Raw genomic sequence first — 24,603 nt, forward strand, 5'->3', positions numbered from 1 at the left:
TGAAAACCAGACTTACTCTGTGCTGTGCTGTGCTGTGCTGTGCTGTGCTGTGCTGTGCTGTGCTGTGCTGTGCTGTGCTGTGCTGTGCTGTGCTGTGCTGTGCTGTGCTGTGCTGTGCTGTGCTGTGCTGTGCTGTGCTGTGCTGTGCTGTGCTGTGCTGTTCAGTATATGTTTCATACTCTAAAAAGAAAAGAAAAAGTTTTATTACACCTTCAAATAAAATCTTAATTCACCTTTCAGTTTTTAAGACTTTGTACCTAAAAAATTCTGCGTATTCTACAATTTTTTTGTAGAAAAAAACATTTTTTTTTGTAAGCGAAATGTAAAGAAAAATTCAAATGAGCTATATAAAAATTGAAAATCCTCTTGTTCTTTTCGGTAATAATGGCGAAAACACACATTATTCGCAGATGAAATACTAGGAAAGGGAATGAAAATATAATATTTGAATGTTACAAAAAAACCGCACAAAAGTGCGGTCAAAAGCGACCGCACTTTTTTAGCTGTTGAACACACATCTTCATGCAAACAATGTTCAACGTTATACGCTTAATACATATCGCCTTTTAGCGTTTTTTTACCATAAAAATAAGCAACACAAGAGAAATCGCGGTGGCAATAAACCCTGCTATACCCGATTCGGTAAAGCCTACCACAATATAACCCACACAGGTTGCTGCGGCAACCGTTAAGGCATAAGGCAACTGTGTTGTAACATGATCCATATGGTTGCATTTAGCCCCGGTGGAAGAAAGAATTGTTGTGTCGGAAACAGGTGAACAATGATCTCCGCATACCGCACCTGCCATTACGGCAGAAAGGCAAGGTAACATTAATTCCGGTGCGGCATTGGTTGCCATTGCCGCTGCAATCGGTAACATAATACCGAAGGTTCCCCAACTTGTTCCCGTTGAAAACGCCATGGCTGAACCTAAGATAAATAAGATAACCGGTAGAAATTGAACCGGAATATTGCCGGAAACCAAAGAGGATAAATATTTACCGGTTTGCATATCCCCTACGATTTTATTAATTGTCCAAGCAAAAAATAAAATCGCAATCGCACCGAGCATAGATTTAATTCCGAGTCCCCATGAACGCACGTATTCCGATAAACTCACTTGGCGACCGAATGCAATTAAAATCGTTGAAATAATAACCGCACTTGTTCCCCCCACAACAAGGGAAACGCCCACATTCGTATTTTCAAATGCGCCTAATACGGAGAATGGAGCTTTTGCTTCGGCAAGTGCTTGCCCTCCGGTGAACATCATCATTGAAACCGTTACGATAATCAGCACTAAAATCGGTAATACTAAATTCCGAACTTTGCCTTGAACGCCTAACTCTTCCGTTTGAGTTTTGACCTCTCTTTCCATCGCCGCTCTTTCATGGCGTGCCATTGAACCGATGTCAAAAGAAAAACAAGCGACAAAAAACACCATCAATAAGGCGAAGATCGCATAGAAATTCATTAAGCTCATTGCCACAAAAGCCCCCATCGGCGTATATTCCGTGATGGAATAAGTGGTCAATAAACCTGCAACAAGGGTAATAATGTAAGCTCCCCAACTTGAAACCGGCATCATTACACACATTGGTGCAGCGGTAGAATCCAAAATATAAGCTAATTTCGCACGAGATACTTTGAAACGATCCGTAACCGGTCTGGCAATCGCTCCCACTGCAAGACTATGAAAATAATCATCAATAAAAGTAACAAATACCAATGATGCCGCAAGTAATTTCGCACCTCGACGATCTTTAATTCGCTTCTGAGCCCATTCCGCAAAGGCACGATTGCTACCGGAAACGGTCAAAAGTGCGGTCAAAATACCAAGCAAAATTAAAAATAGGACAATATTCATATTTGAATTAATTTCACCATCGCTATAAAACAATGCGGAAATATTGTCTTTTAAGTAAGTTAATGTAGGTAAAATTGATGCGCCATTAAGCATTAACGCACCGATTAAAATACCGGCACTTAAAGAAAGAAGCACTCGGCGTGTCGCAATCGCTAAAATAATCGCCAACAACGCAGGTACGATAGACCAAATTGAAGAAGAATAATCGATAAGTTCCATTAAGTTATACCTAAAATAATGGAGGAACGGCAGAAAATGAACCTGAAATGGTCAGCCTAACCGTAGCGCTCCATAGTTAACACTATGACAGTAACGTTCCTTTCAGATACGCTACCAACCAGTCAAAACGACTTTTAACTGATTTCGGCAACCACTCCTTTCATTTTTCGTCATCGCTATCCGCTCGGAAAAAGTACTTATAGTGATCGCACCTCTACTTTTTATAGGGAATTTGAAGTTACAGGAAAATATAAAAAAAATCTAGTAAATTCTGTTTCTTTTTCAATTCAAACTTAATTTAACGATAAAATAAACCTTACAATACTATTCGAAACTTTGTTTATTTGAGCATCCATATCATTTTATTTAAAATTAAGGTTTACGTTATAGATTTATTTCGTTACTATAGTTGAAACTGGATTTATATTGCAACACCACATGGAGTTTATTATGACTAATCTAATTAAAGTATTTACCAATCTTCGCAGTATCCGTTCTGTTGTAAATGATTTAACTTTAGAACAAGCGGAAAGTTCATTAAAAAAATTTGAGGAAGCAGTTGCCGAAAAACGCGCCCAAATGGAAGAAATTCGACAAGCTGAAATTGAGCGTCGAGCACGTATTGAGAAGTATAAAGAATTAATGAAACAAGAAGGGATCACTCCGGAAGAATTAAAAGCGATTATTGATGTTGTTGCCCCTTCCGTAATGCGTAAAAAACGTAAACCGCTTCCTGCTAAATATAGATATACCGATGTTAACGGTGAACAAAAAACTTGGACCGGCCAAGGTCGTACGCCAAGCGTGATTCAAAATGCTTTAGACGCAGGTAAGTCTTTGTCTGACTTCGAAATTTAATTTATCTTATTTTCCGGAACCCATAGTATAAATATGGGTTCTCTTTTTTTATCTATAATAAAAAGCACAATTTTAATACTATGATTGAAAAAAAAATTCTTCTTACCGATTGTCCGGATGATAAAGGTCTAATTGCAAAAATTACAAACATTTGTTACAAACATCAACTTAATATTCTACACAATAATGAATTTGTAGATTTTGAAACGAAACATTTCTTTATGCGTACCGAACTTGAAGGAATTTTTAATGAAACAACCCTTCTTGAAGATCTAAAATATAGCTTACCCGCCGGTACAAATTGTCGATTAATTGGTACACAACGTAAACGTATCGTTATTTTAGTAACAAAAGAAGCACACTGTCTTGGTGATATTTTGATGAAAAATTATTATGGTGCATTAAATGTGGAAATTGCCGCCGTCATTGGCAATCATAATAATTTATGCGAATTGGTCGAACGTTTTGATATTCCATTCCACTGCATCAGCCATGAGGGGTTAACCCGAGTGGAACATGATCAACTCCTTGCGGAAAAAATTGATGAATACGCGCCTGATTATATTGTTCTTGCGAAATATATGCGTGTATTAAATCCTCAATTCGTAGAACGTTACCCTAACAGAGTGATCAATATTCATCATTCTTTCTTACCTGCATTTATCGGAGCAAAACCCTATCAACAAGCCTACGAGCGTGGTGTAAAAATTATCGGTGCAACGGCACATTTCATTAACAATGAATTAGATCAAGGCCCGATTATTATGCAAAATGTCATTAACGTGGATCACACTTATAGTGCAGATGCAATGATGCGGGCAGGGCGAGATGTAGAAAAAACCGTATTAAGTCGCGCATTAGATCTCGCCTTACACGACAGAATTTTCGTTTATAAAAATAAAACGGTGGTACTGTAATGGAAAAAATCACACTTGCCCCTATCAGGGCGGTTGAGGGGACGGTTAACTTACCCGGTTCAAAAAGTTTATCAAATCGCGCCCTACTTCTTTCCGCTCTCGCCAAAGGAACAACTAAAGTTACAAACTTACTCGATAGCGATGACGTTCGCCATATGTTAAACGCACTGAAAGCATTGGGCGTCGGTTATCAACTTTCCGACGATAAAACAATTTGTGAAATCGAAGGTTTAGCCGGTGCATTTAATCTTCAAGACGGACTTTCACTTTTCCTTGGTAATGCCGGCACTGCAATGCGCCCGTTAACCGCAGCACTTTGTCTAAAAGGGAAAACAACCGGAGAAGTTATTCTTACCGGTGAACCACGAATGAAAGAACGTCCGATTCTTCATTTAGTTGATGCACTCCGCCAAGCCGGTGCAGATGTACGTTATTTGGAAAACGAGGGCTATCCGCCTCTTGCTATTCGCAATACGGGGATTAAAGGCGGAAAAATTCAAATTGACGGTTCAATTTCGTCCCAGTTTTTGACCGCACTTTTAATGGCCGCACCGCTTGCTGAAAATGATACGGAAATCGAAATTGTGGGTGATTTAGTTTCTAAGCCCTATATTGATATCACTCTTGCGATGATGAAAGATTTTGGTGTAAGTGTGGAAAATCAGGCTTATCAAGTATTCTGCATCAAAGGTAATCAATCTTATACTTCACCGGGTAAATATTTGGTTGAAGGTGATGCCTCTTCAGCTTCTTACTTCTTAGCCGCCGGTGCAATTAAAGGCAAAGTGATCGTTACCGGAATCGGTAAAAACTCCATTCAAGGCGATCGCTTATTTGCAGATGTACTCGAAAAAATGGGAGCTCGTATCACTTGGGGAGAAGATTTCATTCAAGCGGAGCATGATAAACTTCAGGGGATTGATATGGATATGAACCACATTCCCGATGCGGCAATGACGATTGCGACAACAGCTCTTTTTGCCGAAGGCGAAACCATTATTCGCAATATTTACAACTGGCGGGTAAAAGAAACTGACCGCTTATCTGCAATGGCAACCGAATTGCGTAAAGTTGGTGCGGAAGTCGAAGAGGGTGAAGATTTTATTCGTATTCAACCGCTTCCACTGGAAAAATTCCAACATGCAGATATTGCAACCTATAATGATCACCGTATGGCAATGTGTTTTGCATTGGTAGCACTTTCCAACACACCGGTTAATATTCTCGATCCCAAATGTACGGCTAAAACCTTTCCGACATTCTTTGAAAAATTTGAAGAAATTTGTGTAAGAAACTAAAAGTGCGGTTGATTTTGACAGTGTTTTTATATCCTGTAGTGTGCACAAGATGTTTTTTTGAGATAAGAATAGGAATGCAATACCATTCGTTCAAATGCAATTACTACATAACATCAAATTTTGACCGCACTTTGAAACAAAAAAGCGAACATTACGTTCGCCTTTTTTATAAAACAAAATGAAAAACCGATTAATTAATCACTGACACATTCAATGAAGAACCGCCCACGATTTGTACGCGCTTACCGGCTATAAATTTAGGATCAGATTTTTGTACTACAACAATGCTTTTGCCATCATCTTTTTTAATGACAAGCTCAGCACCGTTAACTTGGCCGGCTTTTTCTTCAATTTTGCTACCTACTATGGCGCCTGCAATCGCTCCCACAGCAGTCGCAATGGCTTGACCACGACCGCCGCCAATCGTACTACCTGCAATACCACCTATCGCACCACCACCAACAGAACCAATCACGCCCGGGTTATCCGCTTGAATTTTCACAGGACGAACCGAAACTAACGTCCCATAGCTAATTGAGCGCGCTTCCTTTGCTTGATCCGCCGAATAAACATCACCGCTAAAAATATCGGTATTTGCGCAACCGGTTACACTTAAGGCAGCCGCAAGTACTAACGCAACCGTCACTTTTTTCATAATGATTAGTCCACCTTAAAAATTAAATTGGGTTTCTTGGAGACCAGGTAGAGATATTTTTTAAACCTTTGCCATCATCTGATACTTTCACACAAGCCCCTACAACTAAAGTTGAATCATATTTGTGGGTAACTGTTTCGGTTTCACCTTCTACTTTGTATGAACAGTTATTTTTACGGATGGTTAATTGAAGATTTTCACCTTGCATTTCGCTAAAAATTACTTGGCCTTTATAAGCGTTTTCATCTTTTTGATTATTTGATGAGCAAGCGACTAAACCTAAGCTTAATAAAGCGGTAAATGCTAACGTTACTTTTTTCATTGTGCTAAACCTCGAGTATTTTTTTCAGAGAATAAGGGTGAACTTTAATGCAAGTATGATTTGTCGTTTTATCTACAAAACTCACTGCAATAGAAGGATTAGGTAAACGCTCGCCTTCTACTTTGGGTTCACTCACTTTAATTGTTAGTTGGCTTACACGTTGCCATAAAAAATGATTGTAAATCCTTTCTATCCAATCTTTCGTCGATTCATTTGAGAGAAAAGGAATCACAATCTCAATATGTTCCCAAGTTTCTTGAGGATATTGTTTCTTTTTAGGAAACGGCAATTCAATAACATCAACAAGTTGCCCTGCAAAGGCAAGGGGCTTTTCTAATTGAATTAAATAGATAGGCCGCCCATTGACGATATTATCGGACAAAATTCTACCGCACTTTAATAAAAGTGTCAGCCGATTTTTTGCATTTTGCTCACTATTCACACGTAACGCAAGATGATCGATCTCATAATCGGACAAATTCACTTTCATCACCTTTGCCAACGCTTGAATTTTGTTTTCAAAATCCTCTAATTCTTGCTTAAGTGCGGTCAAATTTTCATTTATTTTTATCATTTTGTCTCTTTGATAAATCAGCAAAGAACGGTATCATAGCCGATTATTTTTAGAATTCAATTTTGAATGAGGAAAACCTTGAATATTCAATCTATTTTAGCCGATAAAATCAAACAAGCGATGATTACAGCCGGTGCGGATCAATCTTGTGATGCCCTTGTTCGTCAATCAGGTAAACCCCAATTTGGCGATTATCAAGCGAATGGCATTATGGCGGCAGCAAAAAAACTGGGCTTAAATCCACGTGAGTTTGCACAACAAGTATTAGAACAAGCGAATCTTTCCGATATTGCGGAAAAACTGGAAATTGCCGGTCCCGGTTTTATCAATATATTCTTAAGTCCTACTTGGCTTGCAGAACAAGCCTCATCAGCACTTACTCAGCCCCATTTGGGTATTAAAACAACAGATAAACAAACCGTTGTCGTTGATTATTCTTCACCAAACGTTGCCAAAGAAATGCATGTAGGACATTTACGTTCTACGATTATCGGCGATGCCGTTGTTCGTACACTTGAGTTTTTAGGTCATCACGTAATCCGAGCAAATCACGTGGGGGACTGGGGAACTCAATTTGGTATGCTGATTGCCTATCTTGAAAAAGTGCAAAATGAACACGCCAATGAAATGGAACTCCACGATCTGGAAGCTTTCTATCGTGAAGCCAAAAAACATTATGATGAAGATGAAATTTTTGCAGAAAAAGCCCGTAATTATGTTGTGAAATTACAAAGCGGCGATGAATATTGCCGTGCAATGTGGAAGCGTTTAGTCGATATTACTATGCAACAAAACCAACATAATTATGATCGTCTAAACGTAACTTTAACGGAAAAAGATGTAATGGGCGAAAGTCTTTATAATCCAATGTTACCAAGCATTGTTGAAGATCTGAAAAAGCAAGGTTTAGCCGTAGAAGACGAAGGTGCGTTGGTTGTTTATTTGGACGAATTTAAAAATAAAGAAGGCGAGCCGATGGGTGTTATCGTGCAGAAAAAAGACGGCGGTTTCCTTTACACTACAACGGATATTGCGGCAGCAAAATATCGCTACGAGACATTAAAAGCGGATCGTGCCTTAGTTTTTTCCGATACCCGCCAAAGCCAACATATGCAACAAGCTTGGCTAATTACCCGTAAAGCAGGTTATGTACCGGACAGTTTCTCTCTTGAGCATAAAAACTTCGGTATGATGCTGGGCAAGGATGGAAAACCTTTTAAAACCCGTACCGGCGGTACAGTAAAATTAGCTGATTTATTGGACGAAGCCATTGAGCGTGCAACCGCCCTCATCAATGAAAAAAACAATAATTTATCCGAAACTGAAAAATCTGCGGTGATTGAAGCTGTGGGAATCGGTTCTGTGAAATATGCGGATCTTTCTAAAAATCGCACGACAGACTATGTGTTTGATTGGGACAATATGCTAAGTTTTGAGGGCAACACCGCACCTTATATGCAATATGCCTACACACGTATTCGCTCTATTTTCAACAAAACAGAGATAAATTTAACCGCACTTTATAATGCGCCATTGCGATTAATCGATGAAAAAGAACGGGCACTTACGCTCAAACTTCTACAATTTGAAGAAGCGGTACAAACTGTCGGAAAAGAAGGTACGCCACACGTGCTTTGTGCTTATTTGTACGAATTAGCGGGTATCTTTTCTTCATTCTACGAGCATTGCCCGATTTTAAATGCTGAAGATGAAACGGTGAAATCAAGCCGTTTAAAACTTGCTTTACTCACGGAAAAAACATTAAAACAAGGTTTAGATTTACTTGGAATCAAAACCGTTGAAAAAATGTAAAAATGAGCGAAGAACGAAGGCACTAAAAGTGCCTCCTAGACTACTGCCCCCTAGACATTCCTCTAGGGGGGTGATCTAATATGCCTATCAAAAATAAGGGTGTAATGGACATATTTAAACGCATTTTCACGAAGATTGTTTGATAAACAATAAAGAAGGGGTTAGTAGGAGAAAAAAGTAGAGAAATCGTTAGACAGATTTGTCAGCAGTCTGAAATAACCGCACTTTTAATCTTATAAAAGTGCGGTCAATTTTGTTCGAGTTTTTATGCTGTAATCTTATTGGATTTTTTCAATAAGTCGGCGTGAGCCTTTTTCTGTTCTTTCATTTTTGCACTGGTTTCACGACGTTGGGTTGAAAGCTCGGCGCTACGGATCGTATAATCATCAATCCGAGCCTCATAGTCATCACGCATGCTTTCAATAATCGCACGCACATCTTCAATATCCATATCGTCACGAATATACTGATTCAAATTATCAAGCAATAATACACGTTTTTGGTTATCACGGATTTTACGATTAATGTCTTCAATATCGCGTTTTAACTTGTTTTTTAAACGATACATACGGACGTACTCCAATACTTCTTGAAACGATTGTTTGTTTACTTTTTCCATAGTTGCTCTCTCAATAGCCAAAATAGTGGCTGTAATGTAACTTTTTTTGTCTTATTCGTCAAAACCTTAAATTTAAATTTTATGGTCTATATCAAAAAAAATCGCTATTTTACTAAAAACCGTTGATTCCACACTTTTCTAGTGATAAAACGTACCTCATTATTCTTTCTAAAAAACAAGGAAACACAATGTCAAAAGTCTTCAATTTTAGTGCCGGCCCGGCAATGATTTTCCCTGAAGTATTGCACAAAGCCCAAAGTGAACTGACCAATTGGTTGAATCAAGGCGTGTCTGTGATGGAAGTAAGTCACCGAGGTAAATATTTTATGGAACTCATCACTGAGGCAGAAAAAGATCTGCGTGAAATCTATCATATTCCGGATAACTACCAAGTGCTTTTCTTACAAGGCGGGGCTCGCGGTCAATTTGCCGCCTTACCAATGAACTTAATCGGTAAAAAAGGCAAAGCCCTTTATTTAAATAGCGGACATTGGTCGGCAACAGCGGCAAAAGAGGCTCGTAATTTCGCAGAAATTGATGAAATTAACATTGTTGAAAATAATGACAACACTCGGATTACCCGTTTAGACTTCAGTGATATTGCCGATCAATACGATTACGTCCACTACTGCCCTAACGAAACAATCAGCGGCGTAGAAATCTTTGATGTACCAAATGTGGGTGAAGCGGTACTGGTGGCGGATATGTCTTCCAATATTCTCTCTCGTCAAATTGACATCAATAAATTTGGAGTGATTTATGCCGGTGCGCAAAAAAATCTTGGCCCTGCCGGTATTACTCTTGTCATTATTCGTGATGATTTAATCGGTAATGCCCGCAAAGAAACTCCGTCTATTTGGAATTATGCAGTGCAACGTGATGCGGATTCAATGATCAATACGCCTCCGACTTTTGCTTGGTATTTATGCTCGCTTGTCTTTAAGCACATCAAGGCTATCGGTGGTGTGGATACCATCGCAAAACATAACGCCTTAAAAGCTCAAACACTTTATGATTATATTGATTCCAGCAAACTTTATCGCAACGTAGTCGCTAAAGAAAACCGCTCAACAATGAATGTCACTTTTGTAACAGGTCAACCCGAATTAGATGCGAAATTTGTAGCGGAATCTACTGCAGCAGGTCTGCAAGCATTAAAAGGACATAAGGTGCTTGGCGGAATGCGTGCCTCAATCTACAATGCAATGCCTTTAGAAGGTGTGGAAGCCTTAATCGAGTTTATGAAAAAATTTGAAGCGGAAAATTTATCTTAATCGCTACAGAAAGCCGAAATCATTAAATCTGCCAATGATGATTTCAATATTGTTTTAGGGGCATTGTGCCCCTCTCACCATTCAATATAAAAAATTATGCAGTATATCGACATAGCCAATCAAGGCGTAAAATCTCTTTCCCCTTATCAAGCGGGCAAGCCCATTGAAGAACTGGAACGCGAATTGGGCATTTCTAATATCGTCAAACTTGCGTCTAATGAAAATCCCTTCGGTTTTCCGGAAAGCGCCAAACAAGCGATACAAAAACAACTGGACAGCCTAACCCGCTACCCTGATGCCAATGGTTTTGAACTCAAACAAACCATCGCGAAAAAATTTAACCTACAACCCGATCAAATCACTTTGGGTAACGGCTCAAATGATCTGCTTGAATTATTTGCCCATACCTTTGCAAGTGAAGGAGATGAAATCATTTATTCACAATATGCTTTCATTGTTTACCCACTAGTTACTAAAGCGATTAATGCAGTAGCAAAAGAAATTCCGGCAAAAAATTGGGGGCATAATTTAAACGAATTTTTGACCGCACTTTCCGATAAAACAAAATTAATTTTTATTGCCAATCCGAATAACCCAACGGGTAATTTCTTAACGGAACAAGAAATTGACGACTTTTTATCCAAAGTACCGGAAAATATCATTGTAGTATTAGATGAAGCCTATACGGAATTTACTTTACCTTCGGAACGAGTGAATTCTTTCGATTTATTGAAAAAATACCAAAATCTCATTGTTTCCCGATCACTTTCTAAAGCCTATGGTTTAGCCGGTTTACGTATCGGCTATGCCGTATCCAACCCTGAAATCGCCGATTTACTAAATCGGGTTCGCCAACCTTTTAACTGCAACAGCCTAGCGCTTGCCTCTGCCATTGTGGTAATGAATGATGAGGCTTTTATCACGAAAGTAGCGGAAAACAATCGTATAGAAATGGCGCGTTATGAAGCATTTTGTCAAAAACATCAGTTAGAATATATTCCCTCTAAAGGCAATTTCATTACCATTGATTTTAAACAACCTGCTGAACCGATTTATAATGCCCTGTTGTGCGAAGGGGTTATTGTTCGACCTATCGCAGGCTACGGTATGCCGAATCATTTACGTATCAGTATTGGTTTACCTCAAGAAAATGACACATTTTTTACCGCACTTTCTAAAGTGTTGAATTTAACATAAGCAAAATAGGAGCTTTTATGGCAACCGTAACGATGATGGGTAATCCCATCGAAGTAAAAGGCAATTTTCCGCAAAAAGGCGACAAAATTGAAAATCTGATTTTAACCGACAAAGACTTGGCGGATATCGGTTTGGACACTTTTGCCGGTAAACGCAAAGTGTTAAATATTTTCCCAAGCATTGATACCGGTGTCTGTGCAATGTCCGTTCGGGTGTTTAATCAACGTGCGGCAAATTTGGAAAATACCGTAGTACTGTGTGTTTCTGCCGATTTACCTTTCGCTCAAGCACGTTTCTGCGGTGCGGAGGGCATTGAAAACGTACAAACGCTTTCTACATTCCGCCATAAAGAATCACATGAAAATCTAGGCGTAAATATTGTGACCGGACCGATTTCCGGTTTAACCGCACGTTCCGTGATTGTGTTAGATGAAAGCAACAATGTGTTACACAGTGAACTGGTTTCTGAAATTAAAAATGAACCGGATTATGACGCAGCATTAGCCGTATTATAAGCAAACAAAAAAGTGCGGTTGAAATTGACCGCACTTTTTCATCTTGCTCTTTATACTATTTCCCGATCACTTCTAATCCGCCCATATAGGGTCTTAACACTTCCGGTACGGTAATTGAGCCGTCAGCATTTTGATAGTTTTCGAGCACTGCCACCAACGTGCGCCCAACAGCTAATCCTGAACCATTTAGAGTATGTACCAAACGGGTTTTCTTATCACCTTTCGCTTTACAACGGGCTTGCATACGACGGGCTTGGAAATCCCACATATTTGAACAAGAAGAAATTTCACGGTATGTATCCTGTGCCGGAACCCACACTTCTAAATCGTAGGTCTTGCAAGAACCAAAGCCCATATCACCGGTACAAAGCAACACTTTTCGATATGGCAGATTCAATAATTGCAAGACTTTTTCCGCATGAGAGGTTAATTCTTCTAGGGCTTCCATTGATTTATCCGGATCCACAATTTGTACCATTTCAACTTTATCAAATTGATGCATACGAATTAAACCGCGGGTATCCCGCCCGTAAGAACCGGCTTCAGAACGGAAACATGGCGTATGTGCCGTCATTTTTATCGGTAATTCAGCTTCATCAATAATCACATCACGCACTAAATTCGTTACCGGCACTTCCGCAGTTGGAATTAATGCATAAGGTTGTTCACCTTCCAATGCGTTGGTATGGAACAAATCTTCACCGAATTTCGGTAATTGTCCTGTGCCATAAAGGGTCGTATGATTTACTAGATAAGGCACATAAGTTTCTAAATAACCGTGTTGCTCGGTATGAAGATCCAACATAAATTGGGCTAACGCACGGTGCATTTTCGCAATTTGTCCCTTCATCACGGCAAAACGTGCACCGGCTAATTTCGCACCGGCGGCAAAATCCAATCCGTCCGCTTGTTCGCCCAAAGTTACATGATCTTTAATTTCAAAATCAAAGGTACGCGGTGTCCCCCAGCGTAAAATTTCAAGGTTTTCGCTATCGTCTTTACCAAGTGGCACTTCATCAGACGGAAGATTCGGTATAGTTAATGCAATTTGATTGATTTCCGCAAGTACCCCATCAAGTTGTGCTTTCGCTTCATTTAACTGCTCGCCCATATTATCCACTTCAGCCAATAACGGGGCAATATCTTCGCCACGGGCTTTCGCTGCGCCAATGGCTTTTGAGCGTGTATTACGCTCCGCCTGCAAGCTTTCGGTTTTCACTTGAAGTGCTTTGCGTTGTTCTTCCAACGCAGTCAATTTTTCCGTATCAAGAATGAAATTACGTTTAATTTTTAATTTTTCAGCCGTTTCCGCCAAATTATTGCGGAGTAAATTTGGATCGATCATTGGATTTCCTTCGTTTTCGTTAAAATGAAAAATGTTTCTATTCTAGCGTGATTTCATAAAATAAACCAGTTAAAAGCCTATAGAAACAAGGATTTTATAAAATTTTCGACCGCACTTTTAACCATATCAAAACCTCAATTTTATTTTGTGATCCGGTTCAAATTTTTGTGTTTCACTTCTATTAATTTTTTGTAAAAAGAGTAAAGTAAAGACAGTTTTAATAACCACAGGAGTCTGTTTATGTTTCCCGAATTTAGAGAATTAATCACCAAACTTAAAAGTAATGATGCCTACTTTGATCGTTTATTTGAAAAACATAATGAATTAGATCATGATATTCAGAATAAAGAGCAAAACATTCAGCTTGCGACCCACACTGAAATCGAGATCTTAAAAAAAGAGAAATTACGAATTAAAGACGAACTTTACGCTTATTTAAAAAAGAAAGCGAGTGAATAGAAAATGTAGAATTATGTAACAAGCAAAACTGAAATAATATGATTTTACTCGTTCTAAATTGGTATAAAATCAAAAGATATCAATGAGGTACGATGTTTTGTGACTGATACATAATACCGATTTCTTCAAAAATAAACCCACCTAATTAAAAGTGGGTTTATTGACGGTTTGAGGCACTAACACTAAAAAATGCCTTTTTACTTCAAGAAAGGATTATTGATTTTTTCGCGTTCAATCGTTGTATAAGGCCCATGACCGGCAATGATGATCATATCATCATTCAATTTGAACAGTTTCTCACGGATTGAAGCAATCAGCTGCTCATAATTTCCACGCGGAAAATCCGTTCGCCCAATTCCTCCCTGAAACAGCACATCACCGGTAAAAGCGACTTTCTTCTCTTGCTCAATAAATCCGATATGTCCCGGTGTATGTCCCGGTAAATGTAGAATATCGAATTTAAAATCACCGATTGTTAAAATTTCTCCCTCATTTAACCAACGATCAGGTAAAAATGCCTCAATATGAGGTAATCCGAAACGTTTTGCCTGTTCAGGAAGCGTTTCAAAAAGAAAACGATCTTCTTCTTGAGCACCCCAAATTTCTACATTGAAATGTTTCTTTAACCGCATTGCAGCACCAACATGATCAAGATGAGCGTGAGTAAGCAAAATTACTTTTAGATTTAAACCCAACGCTTCAATACGCTGAATCAATCTTTCATCTTCGCCACCCGGATCAACGATGATTGCATTTTTTTTATCATCCCAAATTAAAGAACAATTTTGCTGAAATGCCGTTACGGGGATAATCTCAATATTCATCTTTTCTTCCTCATAAACAAAAACCGCACCAAAGTGCGGTCAATTTTTCAATCGTTTTTACACCCCACGCCAAGTTCTCACCGGGCCGGTATCAATATGAACAAAATTACTACGTGGGTAAAATCCTACCCCCCCATTGTTCAGTCTTTCTGCCGTTTGTTTAATTCTGGCAAGTGGCGTACCATCAATGCGAAAATCAATAGCCCGCCCCTTTACATGATAGCTATTACTCGCTACACCACGGCTTTGACGATGACGCATTGCATTTGTCGCGGCAGAACGATAACCGCAAATAATTTGGATCTCTGCGGTTTGTAATCCTAAATTACCCTGAATACGATAAAATTTCATAAATAAATTAGGATCCATACGATGAACTTGATTCGTTCGCTTATCACGCATGAAATAATCAAGCTTTTTTAATATAGAAGCGTTAAAACCGACATTGGGTGAAAATGCGGCACTTAAACGTTCACCGGTATTAACATTACGAAATGCCAAAATACGGGGTTTCGGCGTAGAAACCATTGCGAGTACGGAATTAGGCAACATACTCGCCCCTAATACGATACCACCTAGAGAAAGCCATTTTCGGCGTTCATAATTAATCTTACTCATTACTTTTTTCTCTGTTGTCAGTTTATTTCAACTAAAAATAGTGAATTAAAATCTTTTCAAGATTACAAATATTTTTTCACCGTGTTCCAATTAATATCAACGTTGCCAATAACATTGTCATATTTGTAAATATCCGGCAATACTTTGGTTTGGCCATTGTCAACCCAAGCTGTTACATAGTATAAAAACACCGGATTGTCTGAACGAATACCTGCTGATGTTGTTTTCTTACTTGCTAACACATTTTTCTTACGTTCTTCCGACCAACCAGCTTCTTTTAACAAAATACCCGCAAGTTGGGAAGATTTCTCTACTCGTACACAACCGGAGCTTAATGCACGATCCTTACGAGAAAAAAGGCTACGATTAGGCGTATCATGCAAATAGATCGCATCGGAGCTTGGCATATTAAATTTATAATTACCTAGCGCACTATCCCCTGCCGCTTGACGAATACGGTATGGGAAATTTTTACCAATAGCATTCCAATCAATAGAGTAAGGATCGATTTTGTTCCCTTTACTATCTAAAATACTGTAATTATGTGCTGCAGCATAACCCGGATCACGTTTTAATTTCGGAACAATATCTTCGTTAACCAAGCGGGTTGGTGCGTTCCAAGGCGGATTCACCACAACATTACTCAATTTACTATACATCACCGGAGTACGGCGCTTGTCTTTCCCTACAATGACACGAGATTCCAACTCAAGACGACCATCGCGATAATATTGCAGCTGATAACTTGGGATATTCACGAAAATGCCATTATAGAAATCAGGAATAACGCGTAAACGTTGGGCATTAATCGCTAATTTTTTCCCGGTAGGCGTTAAACCCGAAGCTGAAATCATTGAAGGTAACGCTTGGATCGTTTGACGATAATGTGAATTATTGGTAGATAAACCTTTTACGTAATTCAAAACGTCATTATTTTTAACCGCACTTAACCATTGTTGAATCTGTTCATTGCTCGGAGCTTGCGGTTTATAAGAACCCGACCCGTACAACCAACGTTGCGCTTGTTGATTGACATTCGTACTGTAATAAACATAATCCAAAAAAGCATCGCTTAAAAGCACATCATAAGTTAAACCGCCAGTTTGCTCTGCCTGACTTAAATTTTCCAAAGATTGCGCAGAAACTTTAGAAATACCGCTTGCCACCATCGCAGCATATTCACTGAGAAATTGTTTCTCTGCCGATTTATCCTGCCAGAATAATTCATATTTATTATCGGCATAAAGTTTTGCCAAAACCGCCTTAAATTGTAAATGATGTTCGCCGATTTCATGAGTGAGTGACATTTCAAGCATTGCTTGTTTTTCTTCGGCTAAACGCGCTTGATCTTCTTTAATCTCAGCTTCTAATTTCGCCCGTTCCTCTGGTGAAAGTTTTGACATATCAATCGTCGGGGCAGCTGACGCAGTAGAGCTTTGTTTTGCCCAATCCGCCAAAGCGCAGCCCGACGTTATCATTGATAAGGGTAATGCCAATACACTTAATTTGATACAACCTTTCAACATAAAAGTTCCTTTAAAGATTTATAGAAAAGATCGTGTTTTATTCAAACACGATCAAAAAATTATTATTTTTTATTCGATTGCTGAAGATTTGTCTCTGTTTTTTCTTGTTTTACACTCAGTTTTATCAAATCTGCAGCCATTTTCTCCGCTTCTTTCAAGAAGAAATCCGGCGCTTCATAATCTTTCGGCAATTTATCAATATCTTTAAGCGGCTTTTTGCCTTCACGTTTAAAACGTTCATTGATATCTCTCAAACGTCTTGCTTCATCTTGATCATTTTCCGCTTTACGTTCCTGATAATTTAAGGAAAGAAATTTACGATCACGGCGTTCATCGCGGATTTTTAATTCCTCATTTAAGGCAATAAATTCCGGATCTTTCGCAATCCGCGCCAAATGATTTTTATTTAATTCTGAAATATATTGATGAACATTACCTGTTTCAGAATAAGTAGCCGCAGGAATTTTATCCCAAGGAAGCGCATTATCTTCTTTTTCTTCCCCATTTTCTTTCGCATCAATAATTTCAGGGAACTTAATATCGGCGGCAACACCTTTTAATTGTGTTGAACCTCCGTTAATACGATAGAATTTTTGGATTGTATATTGTAAAACGCCTAGTGGCGTTTGATCCAAGTCATAAACGAAATTCAAAGAACGACTTTGTTGAACCGTCCCCTTACCAAAAGTATTTTGCCCCACCACAATTCCGCGGTTGTAATCTTGCATTGCCGCAGCAAAAATCTCTGAAGCCGATGCGCTAAAACGGTTAATCATCACAATCAACGGACCTTTATATTGCTCTGCCCGATCATCATCTTCGTGAACACGAATACGTTGATAAGCATCACGAACTTGCACCACCGGACCATCAGTAATAAACAAACCGCTCAATGCGACAGCTTCGGTTAACGCACCGCCACCATTTTCACGTAAATCAACAATTAAACCTTTAACCTGTTTTTTCTCTGCTTTCACTAATAATTTTTTTACGTCTTCCGTTAAGCCGATGTAAAAACTTGGGATTTTAATAACACCGACATTTTCACCTTTTACTTTTTCAACGGTCAATTTCGCAGCTTGATCTTCAATACGCACCTTATCACGAACTAAAGTGATAATCCGTGATTTGCCACCTTTTGCAGGTTCAATCTCTAAGCGAACTTTAGTACCTTTTTTACCTTTGATTTTGTCAACAATATCTTCTAGACGCCATCCGATGATGTCTTCTATTTCCCCCTTTCCTTGACCTACACCAACAATTTTATCGCCTGCTTGGATTTTTTTACTGCGTGCCGCCGGTGCTCCGGGTACAAGAGATTTAATAATGGTTTCATCATCTTCCGATTGCAAAGTTGCACCAATTCCTTCTAAAGAAAGGTTCATACTTTCGTTAAAACTTTTTGCCGTACGTGGTGCAAGATAGCTTGTATGCGGATCGATCTCACGGGCAAAAGCATTTAAATAAACCTGAACAATATCATCTGCTTTGGTTTGTGTGAGACGGCGGATAGCCAAATTATAGCGTTTGGTGAGTTTATCTTTAATTTCAGACCATTTTTTATCTTTTAATTTCAGGTTAATCACATCATTTTTAACACGCTCTTCCCAAAGACGATTCGCCTCTTCCTCTGTTTTTGGAAAATTCGCTTTTTCACGATCGATCTCAATTTGATCCTGACCATCCAAGCGAGGTTCTTTATCCAATAATGAAAGGGCGTAGGCATAACGTTCATAACGACGTTTCATCATCAAATCATAAATAGCGAAAGCAGCGGAAAGATCACCTTGATTTAATTGATCATCCAATTGCGAGCCGTATTTCTGGCGTAATGTATCAATATCCGATTGCAAAAAGGTGTTACGGCTATAATCTAAGCTTTTAATGTAACGATCAAAAATCTTTTCAGAAAAGGCGTCATCAAGTTGAAATTTACGATAGTGAGATTGTGTTAAACGTGTTGTAGCACGCTTAGTTGCAAGTTGGTTTTCTTCTGTTGCAGAAGGAATATTTATATCACTTGGTTTCAGCTTTGGAGCCACAGCAAAGCTTGTACTTGAATGAAAAAGCAACGCACTTAATACCGCCGTTGCCAAAATATTTTTGGTCATTATCAATTTCATTTACCCTTTCCGATAAGAAAATAACATTATGCGAATAAACGATCAGCCGTAATATTCATCACTAAACCGTTTTCAAGCTCAACACGTGCCGATTCTTTTAGAACTTCAACAACCGTTGCTTTTTTAGCGTGCTCGCCCACTTTCACTTTAACGATCGAACCTTTAGAAAGTGTGGAAAAATCAACCGCACTTAATTCAATTTTCGGTTTACGTGGCGCTTTTGGATTATTTGGACGGCGTGGTTGACGCTTTTGTTGCGCTTTTTTCGCCGCCAATTCCGCTTTACGTTTTTCCGCAAATTTTGCTTTTGCTTCAGCGAGTTGCGCCGCTGCATGTGCAACGTGTTCCGCCTCCAATACGCCAGCCGGATTACCGTACAAATCTACTCGTTCCGCACCTTCACGACAACCATGTAAATAACGCCAGTTTGATGTATATTGACGAAGGGCATGGCGCAATTGGGTTTTACTCACACGTTCATCATCTTTTAACGCTTCGGCTAAATCTTGAAATAAACCGATTTTTAACGGTTTGGCTTCACCTTCCAAAATAAAACAAAGTGGAAATTTTTCTGCTAAATAGGCAATGATTTCTTTATTATTCGTTAGCTTTTGAACATCTAACGATGTTTCCGAAATTTGAGCATCGAGTTGAGAATCTGTCATCTGTTGTCCTAGGATTGAAAATAAAAACCCACGCATTTTATCGCACTTTTATGAGAATTGACAATGATCCGAACAGGCTTGGGTATTAAGTTTTTCTCCATAAAAGCCAATTTTAATAAACCTTCACGCATTTAACTTCACAAATAGGGAGAGTTCAGACTAAAATACGACTTTTTCCAACCGCACTTTTATTTGTAGAAAGAGACAATAATGACGACGATTCCGAATTTTGCCAATGCTAACTATAAAATTACCCGTTGTGGGGAATGTGATGAAACCGTCTCTATTGTTTATCCTTTGCCAAAGAACGAACACGCGGAATGCCCGCGCTGCCATCATATATTAACCACAACGAACCGTTGGTCATTACATCGTTGTGCGATGATTGCATTATCGATTCTTATTTTAATGCCTTTTGCATTAAGTTTTCCTTTGTTAAGTATCGATTTACTCGGTGTAAAAGTCGATGCCTCGGTGTGGAAAGGCATTTGGAAAATGGCAACGGCAGGCTATGAATACACCGCCTTTTTAGTTTTTATTTGTGCCGTATTAATGCCGATTTCCTTTGCAATCTTAGTCTTAATGTTATGGTTCTCAAAATTACTTGGGGTTCGCCCACGCAATGTTCTACTTTTTTTAAGTTATATTAAACCTTGGGTTATGTTTGATGTATATCTCGTAGCACTGGGTGTTTCTATGTTTAAAGTCCGCGAATATGCAGCACTGGAAATCGATATTTATTTAATTGCTTTCGTATTTACGGCACTTTTAACAACATTATTATTTATCAAAATAAATTTAAACGAACTCTGGAATGACTTTTATCCCGAACATAACAAAACATATTCAAATCTTGAAAGTATTGAACTATGCGCTTCTTGCAATTATTCTTTTCCCCATTCGGCAATAAAGCGTCAGCATGGACATTCAACTTGCCCTCGCTGCGATTCTCGTTTAGATTTACCCGAGTCCATAAAGTTGCAGCGTGTTTGGGCGACACTTATCGCCGGCGTCGTTATGCTTTTCCCGGCTAATCTTCTACCGATTTCCGGTGTCTATTTAACCGGAGTATTATCAGAAGATACGCTTATGTCGGGTGTAATATCATTTATCGAGATGAAAAGCTATTTTGTTGCCTTTGTCGTTTTTTTCGCTAGTATTTTTGTACCGATTAGCAAAATTTTAATTATGCTTTATCTGCTTGCTTGTGTTCATTTTAATTGGCGACACTCCATAAAATGGCAAATGCGTTTATTACATATCGTGCATTTTGTCGGACGTTGGTCAATGCTTGATTTATTTGTTCTTGCATTAATGATGTCGCTTGTTACACGCGGACAAATTATTAATTTTACTGTAGGCCCGGCGGCTTTTTATTTTGGTGCAGCCGTTTTTTTAACTATGATTTCAACCTCACAATTCGATAGTCGATTTATTTGGAAAATTTATGACCGAAAAACAACAAACGAATAAAGAAGCCTCAAACTCGCTTTCAAACATTGATTCGCAATACAAAGCCGTTAAAGCGGTTTTACGTAAAAATAGAAAAGTATCGCCATTTTGGCTCTTGCCCTTTATTGCTCTTTGTATCGGAGCAATTTTATTTTTTCAAATCGTGGAAGAACAAGGCAAGAGTATAAAAATCACCTTCACTAACGGTGCCGGTTTAGTTGCGGATAAAACGCCAATTCGCTATCAAGGTTTACAAATCGGTGTGGTGAAGAAAGTGAATTTTACCGACAATATGCAAAAAGTGGAGGTGATTGCGAATATTTATCCGGAAGCAACCGGCGTTCTACGTGAAAATACAAAATTTTGGGTGGTACAACCAAGCGTTTCCCTTGCCGGTATTTCAGGATTAGACTCCCTTGTTTCCGGAAACTATATTACGCTACAACCGGGTGACGGCGATAGTGAAGATACCTTTATTGCACAAGAAAAAGGGCCTATTGCACAAGTTACCCCCGGCGATCTACTTATTCATTTAACCTCTGATGATCTAGGTTCAATTTCTATCGGCGCATCGGTTTATTTTAAAAAATTACCGGTGGGTAAAATTTATGATTATCGAATCAATGAAAACAACAAAGTAGAAATTGATGTAGTTGTTGATAAAGAATATGCCCATTTTGTGAAAAAAGATTCACGTTTTTGGAACATTAGCGGTGTAACGGCCAATATTAGCCCTGCCGGTTTAAATTTTAGTATGGAAAGCATTAATGCGATTGTGCAAGGCGCGATTTCCTTTGATTCCCCTGTAAATAGCCCGAAAGCGGAAGAAAACACCACCTATACGCTTTATGCCAACTTACAGGCGGCGAAACGCGGTATTGAAGTTGACGTTACCATTCCAACTTTAAGCGGGTTAGAAGCCGAGCAGACGGGTGTGTACTATCAGGATCATAAAATCGGCATTCTTTCCTCTCTTACTACGGTGGAAAACAATGAAGATACACTGAAAGGCACATTATTAATCGATCCTAATCAAGCCAATTTATTAAAAACCAATTCACATATTATTTTACGTAATAGAAAGCCAAATCTTGGTGATTTAACAAACCCACAACGTTTTTTCCGCGGCGACTATTTAGAAATTATTCCCGGTGATGGCCAAGAAAAACGACAATTTAACGTTATTAAAGAAAATGAATTGCTGTTAAAAGAACCGAATACACTTGTGGTGAAACTTACCGCACCGGAAAGCTACGGCGTGTCCGAAGGGCAAAATGTGTATTACAACAATATCGCTATCGGTGAAATTGTTAAACAAAAAATTGATGTAGATGGTGTGGAATATGAAATTGCGATTGCGGCGGCATATCGTAATTTAATAAATCCTAACACCCTTTTCGTGGCGGCATCAAACTTTGATGTCAGTCTCGGCGTGGACGGAATTCGCTTTGAATCCGCCCATCCGGAAAAATGGTTGCAGGGTGGAATTCGAATTATTGCAAAAAAAGGCTTGGGACAAGCGCTTAATAGTTATCCGCTTTATAAAGATGTACGAAATGCAGAATCCGGTATTACAGGCAAACTGGTTGAACCGAGTATCACCTTAAAAACACCAACTTTGCCAAGCATCGATAAAGGCTCTATCGTGCTTTATCGACAATATGAAGTGGGAAAAATCACAAACATTCAGCCACAAACCAACCATTTTAATGTGGATGTTTATATTTATCCGCCTTACAAGCATTTACTAACAGACAAAAGCCTATTCTGGGTAGAAAGCGCCGCACAAATAGACATTACGCCAAAAGGGATTAGCATTCAAGCAACCCCGATTGCCCGTTCATTAAAAGGTGCGATTAGTTTTGATAATAGCGGAACAGGAAAAAACAAAACCCTTTATCCGAACGAGTTACGAGCAAAATCAGCCGGACAATCGCTCACCCTTATCACTGATGATGCAGGCAATCTTAGCAAAGGAATGAATTTACGCTATCTAGGCTTATCCATTGGTGAAATTGAAAGTATTACGCTGGATTCAAAATCACATAAAATCATCGCTAAAGCACTCATCAACCCTACTTATATGGGGATGATTGCAAAAGAAGGCTCAACATTTAAGATTATTTCACCGCAAATTTCAGCCGGTGCAATAGAAAACTTAGATAGCCTTTTACAGCCTTATATTGATGTCGAGATAGGAAAAGGAAAAGCTCAAACGCAATTTAACCTCACACAAACATCGGCAAGCCGCAGTAAATACAACAACGGCATACCTTTTATTCTTGAAACAAACGATGCGCTGAACCTTACCGAAGGTTCACCGGTACTTTACCGTGGCGTTGAAGTCGGGACGATTCGAAAATTCGACCTAAACAAATTAGGCGATCGCGTGCTAATTCATATTGTCATTATGCCGAAATACCAACATCTCGTACGTAAAAATTCCGAGTTTTGGATATCATCGGGCTATGATTTCAGTTTAGGCTGGAAAGGTGCGGAATTTAATACCGGTAGTGTGCAACAATTGCTAAAAGGCGGGATTTCATTCTCAACGCCATCAAGTAATATTGTTCAACCACAAGCTTCTGCAAACCAACGTTTCTTATTACAAATTAAACGTCCGGCAGAATCACCGATATGGAATAGCGGCGCATTGCCTTCTTCAAATCCATAAGGATTTCTGACCGCACTTTAATCAGCGTCAAAATTTAAGAGGATAAATAAACTTAAAGTTTGAGTCCGATAAATTCGGCTCAAACTTTTCCCTTTAGTTTCAATCAAAAAACCACACATAATTTTGATGATTTTTATAAGCTTTAGTGTTAATCTACCGTCCTTTTTTTCTGCGTAAAAATAGAAAAAACGTCATTTGTCAAATATAGGCGCTCGAGAGATTAGATGACGCACACTTTTACATTATTATGTAGCAATTGTTGCACATTCAAAAAGGGAGGTTCAATGCCGGGCAACAAGTTGCACCACCCTGCTTTTCACCTTGTGCAACAACTACATAATGGTTCACTTTTACGCGAATATGACCATTAACAAATAGAGAGAAAATAATGAAAAAAACAGCTATTTTTCTGACCGCACTTTTACTGGTCGGTTGTACGGTTTCCAACGGAACGTCCACCAACTCACGCAAACCTTTTAATATCAACGGTTATGAAAAACGTTTAAATATCGCCGCTTGTAATGATATAGACGATTGGTATTTAGACGGTTTCGGTGTCGGGCAAAAACACGCTGCCTACAAACAAAAAATCTTAGCCCAACGAATCGCTTATTGTGGAGAAACCAACAAAGCTGCGATTCAGGCGTGGGAAGACGGCTTTAAAAAAGGCACGGTAACAACGGTCAAAAAAACCAAACGAACCGCCCCAAAAAACCGTAAGCGCAAGCGTTAGTGATCTAAACATAAAAGCTCAAACCAATTTTGATTTGAGCTTTTATGTTTATCAAT

23 protein-coding genes and 1 riboswitch are annotated in these 24,603 nt (G+C 38.9%); of the genes, 11 read left to right on the plus strand and 12 right to left on the minus strand.

What is annotated here, in order from left to right; genetic code table 11:
• Positions 1-12: 12 nt before the first annotated feature.
• On the minus strand, positions 13-177 hold the full coding sequence (locus HEMROJRC1_RS01250) for a hypothetical protein (RefSeq protein WP_226691260.1): 165 nt from the start codon (positions 175-177) through the stop codon (positions 13-15).
• Between the two features lie 389 nt (positions 178-566).
• Entirely contained in the window at positions 567-2,087 is a 1,521-nt protein-coding gene (locus HEMROJRC1_RS01255) for a Na+/H+ antiporter NhaC family protein (RefSeq protein ID WP_226691261.1), read from the minus strand.
• A gap of 55 nt (positions 2,088-2,142) precedes the next feature.
• A riboswitch (Lysine riboswitch) is annotated at positions 2,143-2,312 on the minus strand.
• 225 nt (positions 2,313-2,537) lie between these two features.
• On the opposite strand from HEMROJRC1_RS01255, the gene HEMROJRC1_RS01260 reads away from it, so the two are divergent.
• The 3 genes from HEMROJRC1_RS01260 to aroA all read left to right on the plus strand — a co-directional run bounded on the left by HEMROJRC1_RS01260 (position 2,538) and on the right by aroA (position 5,160).
• Positions 2,538-2,945, plus strand: coding sequence for an H-NS family nucleoid-associated regulatory protein (locus tag HEMROJRC1_RS01260; protein ID WP_226691262.1), 408 nt, complete (start codon positions 2,538-2,540; stop codon positions 2,943-2,945).
• Positions 2,946-3,025: 80 nt separating this feature from the next.
• Positions 3,026-3,862, plus strand: a complete 837-nt coding sequence (gene purU, locus HEMROJRC1_RS01265; protein ID WP_226691263.1) for a formyltetrahydrofolate deformylase — start codon at positions 3,026-3,028, stop codon at positions 3,860-3,862.
• A complete protein-coding gene (gene aroA / locus HEMROJRC1_RS01270) occupies positions 3,862-5,160 on the plus strand; it encodes a 3-phosphoshikimate 1-carboxyvinyltransferase (RefSeq protein WP_226691264.1) in 1,299 nt (432 codons plus the stop codon). The genes purU and aroA overlap by 1 nt, the downstream gene beginning before the upstream one ends.
• Positions 5,161-5,350: 190 nt before the next feature.
• On the opposite strand, the gene HEMROJRC1_RS01275 is transcribed toward aroA, so the two are convergent.
• The 3 genes from HEMROJRC1_RS01275 to HEMROJRC1_RS01285 are packed head-to-tail and all read right to left on the minus strand — an operon-like array spanning position 5,351 to position 6,711.
• Positions 5,351-5,815 (minus strand): glycine zipper 2TM domain-containing protein, encoded by a 465-nt coding sequence (locus HEMROJRC1_RS01275; protein WP_226691265.1) that lies wholly within the window; start codon positions 5,813-5,815, stop codon positions 5,351-5,353.
• Positions 5,816-5,837: 22 nt separating this feature from the next.
• Entirely contained in the window at positions 5,838-6,137 is a 300-nt protein-coding gene (locus HEMROJRC1_RS01280; RefSeq protein ID WP_226691266.1) for a hypothetical protein, read from the minus strand.
• A gap of 4 nt (positions 6,138-6,141) precedes the next feature.
• Complete coding sequence (locus tag HEMROJRC1_RS01285; RefSeq protein WP_226691267.1) at positions 6,142-6,711, minus strand: VOC family protein; 570 nt, start codon at positions 6,709-6,711, stop codon at positions 6,142-6,144.
• A 78-nt stretch (positions 6,712-6,789) separates the two neighbouring features.
• Here HEMROJRC1_RS01285 and argS point away from each other — a divergent pair, with 78 nt between their 5' ends.
• A complete protein-coding gene (gene argS / locus HEMROJRC1_RS01290; protein WP_226691268.1) occupies positions 6,790-8,523 on the plus strand; it encodes an arginine--tRNA ligase in 1,734 nt (577 codons plus the stop codon).
• Between the two features lie 265 nt (positions 8,524-8,788).
• On the opposite strand, the gene HEMROJRC1_RS01295 is transcribed toward argS, so the two are convergent.
• A complete protein-coding gene (locus HEMROJRC1_RS01295) occupies positions 8,789-9,142 on the minus strand; it encodes a DUF496 family protein (protein WP_226691269.1) in 354 nt (117 codons plus the stop codon).
• A gap of 188 nt (positions 9,143-9,330) precedes the next feature.
• Here HEMROJRC1_RS01295 and serC point away from each other — a divergent pair, with 188 nt between their 5' ends.
• From serC to tpx, 3 genes are all read left to right on the plus strand, one after another.
• Positions 9,331-10,416, plus strand: coding sequence for a 3-phosphoserine/phosphohydroxythreonine transaminase (gene serC, locus HEMROJRC1_RS01300; RefSeq protein ID WP_226691270.1), 1,086 nt, complete (start codon positions 9,331-9,333; stop codon positions 10,414-10,416).
• Positions 10,417-10,512: 96 nt separating this feature from the next.
• On the plus strand, positions 10,513-11,613 hold the full coding sequence (gene hisC / locus HEMROJRC1_RS01305; RefSeq protein WP_226691271.1) for a histidinol-phosphate transaminase: 1,101 nt from the start codon (positions 10,513-10,515) through the stop codon (positions 11,611-11,613).
• A gap of 17 nt (positions 11,614-11,630) precedes the next feature.
• The gene (gene tpx / locus HEMROJRC1_RS01310) at positions 11,631-12,128 is read left to right on the plus strand and encodes a thiol peroxidase (RefSeq protein WP_226691272.1); all 498 of its coding nucleotides are present in this window, start codon (positions 11,631-11,633) and stop codon (positions 12,126-12,128) included.
• A gap of 55 nt (positions 12,129-12,183) precedes the next feature.
• Here tpx and serS read toward each other — a convergent pair whose 3' ends face one another.
• On the minus strand, positions 12,184-13,473 hold the full coding sequence (serS, locus tag HEMROJRC1_RS01315; protein WP_226691273.1) for a serine--tRNA ligase: 1,290 nt from the start codon (positions 13,471-13,473) through the stop codon (positions 12,184-12,186).
• A 240-nt stretch (positions 13,474-13,713) separates the two neighbouring features.
• On the opposite strand from serS, the gene HEMROJRC1_RS01320 reads away from it, so the two are divergent.
• The gene (locus HEMROJRC1_RS01320) at positions 13,714-13,932 is read left to right on the plus strand and encodes a YdcH family protein (RefSeq protein ID WP_226691274.1); all 219 of its coding nucleotides are present in this window, start codon (positions 13,714-13,716) and stop codon (positions 13,930-13,932) included.
• A 197-nt stretch (positions 13,933-14,129) separates the two neighbouring features.
• Here the strand turns inward: HEMROJRC1_RS01320 and HEMROJRC1_RS01325 are convergent, their stop codons facing one another.
• From HEMROJRC1_RS01325 to proQ, 5 genes are all read right to left on the minus strand, one after another.
• A complete protein-coding gene (locus HEMROJRC1_RS01325) occupies positions 14,130-14,756 on the minus strand; it encodes an MBL fold metallo-hydrolase (protein ID WP_226691275.1) in 627 nt (208 codons plus the stop codon).
• A gap of 57 nt (positions 14,757-14,813) precedes the next feature.
• On the minus strand, positions 14,814-15,374 hold the full coding sequence (locus HEMROJRC1_RS01330; RefSeq protein ID WP_226691276.1) for a YcbK family protein: 561 nt from the start codon (positions 15,372-15,374) through the stop codon (positions 14,814-14,816).
• A 62-nt stretch (positions 15,375-15,436) separates the two neighbouring features.
• A complete protein-coding gene (locus tag HEMROJRC1_RS01335; RefSeq protein ID WP_226691277.1) occupies positions 15,437-16,900 on the minus strand; it encodes a L,D-transpeptidase family protein in 1,464 nt (487 codons plus the stop codon).
• Positions 16,901-16,962: 62 nt separating this feature from the next.
• Positions 16,963-19,023: a carboxy terminal-processing peptidase gene (gene prc / locus HEMROJRC1_RS01340; RefSeq protein ID WP_226691278.1), complete on the minus strand. Its 2,061-nt coding sequence runs from the start codon at positions 19,021-19,023 to the stop codon at positions 16,963-16,965.
• A gap of 26 nt (positions 19,024-19,049) precedes the next feature.
• Complete coding sequence (proQ, locus tag HEMROJRC1_RS01345; RefSeq protein ID WP_226691279.1) at positions 19,050-19,688, minus strand: RNA chaperone ProQ; 639 nt, start codon at positions 19,686-19,688, stop codon at positions 19,050-19,052.
• 210 nt (positions 19,689-19,898) lie between these two features.
• Here proQ and HEMROJRC1_RS01350 point away from each other — a divergent pair, with 210 nt between their 5' ends.
• The 3 genes from HEMROJRC1_RS01350 (at position 19,899) to HEMROJRC1_RS01360 (ending at position 24,547) form a co-directional block, all read left to right on the plus strand.
• Complete coding sequence (locus HEMROJRC1_RS01350; protein ID WP_226691280.1) at positions 19,899-21,161, plus strand: paraquat-inducible protein A; 1,263 nt, start codon at positions 19,899-19,901, stop codon at positions 21,159-21,161.
• The gene (locus HEMROJRC1_RS01355; protein ID WP_226691281.1) at positions 21,136-23,814 is read left to right on the plus strand and encodes a PqiB family protein; all 2,679 of its coding nucleotides are present in this window, start codon (positions 21,136-21,138) and stop codon (positions 23,812-23,814) included. Before HEMROJRC1_RS01350 ends, HEMROJRC1_RS01355 begins: the two co-directional genes overlap by 26 nt.
• Before the next feature lie 388 nt (positions 23,815-24,202).
• A complete protein-coding gene (locus tag HEMROJRC1_RS01360) occupies positions 24,203-24,547 on the plus strand; it encodes a hypothetical protein (protein WP_226691282.1) in 345 nt (114 codons plus the stop codon).
• Positions 24,548-24,603 lie beyond the last annotated feature (56 nt).

The organism is Rodentibacter sp. JRC1, from assembly GCF_020521555.1.
GTDB lineage: Bacteria > Pseudomonadota > Gammaproteobacteria > Enterobacterales > Pasteurellaceae > Rodentibacter > Rodentibacter abscessus.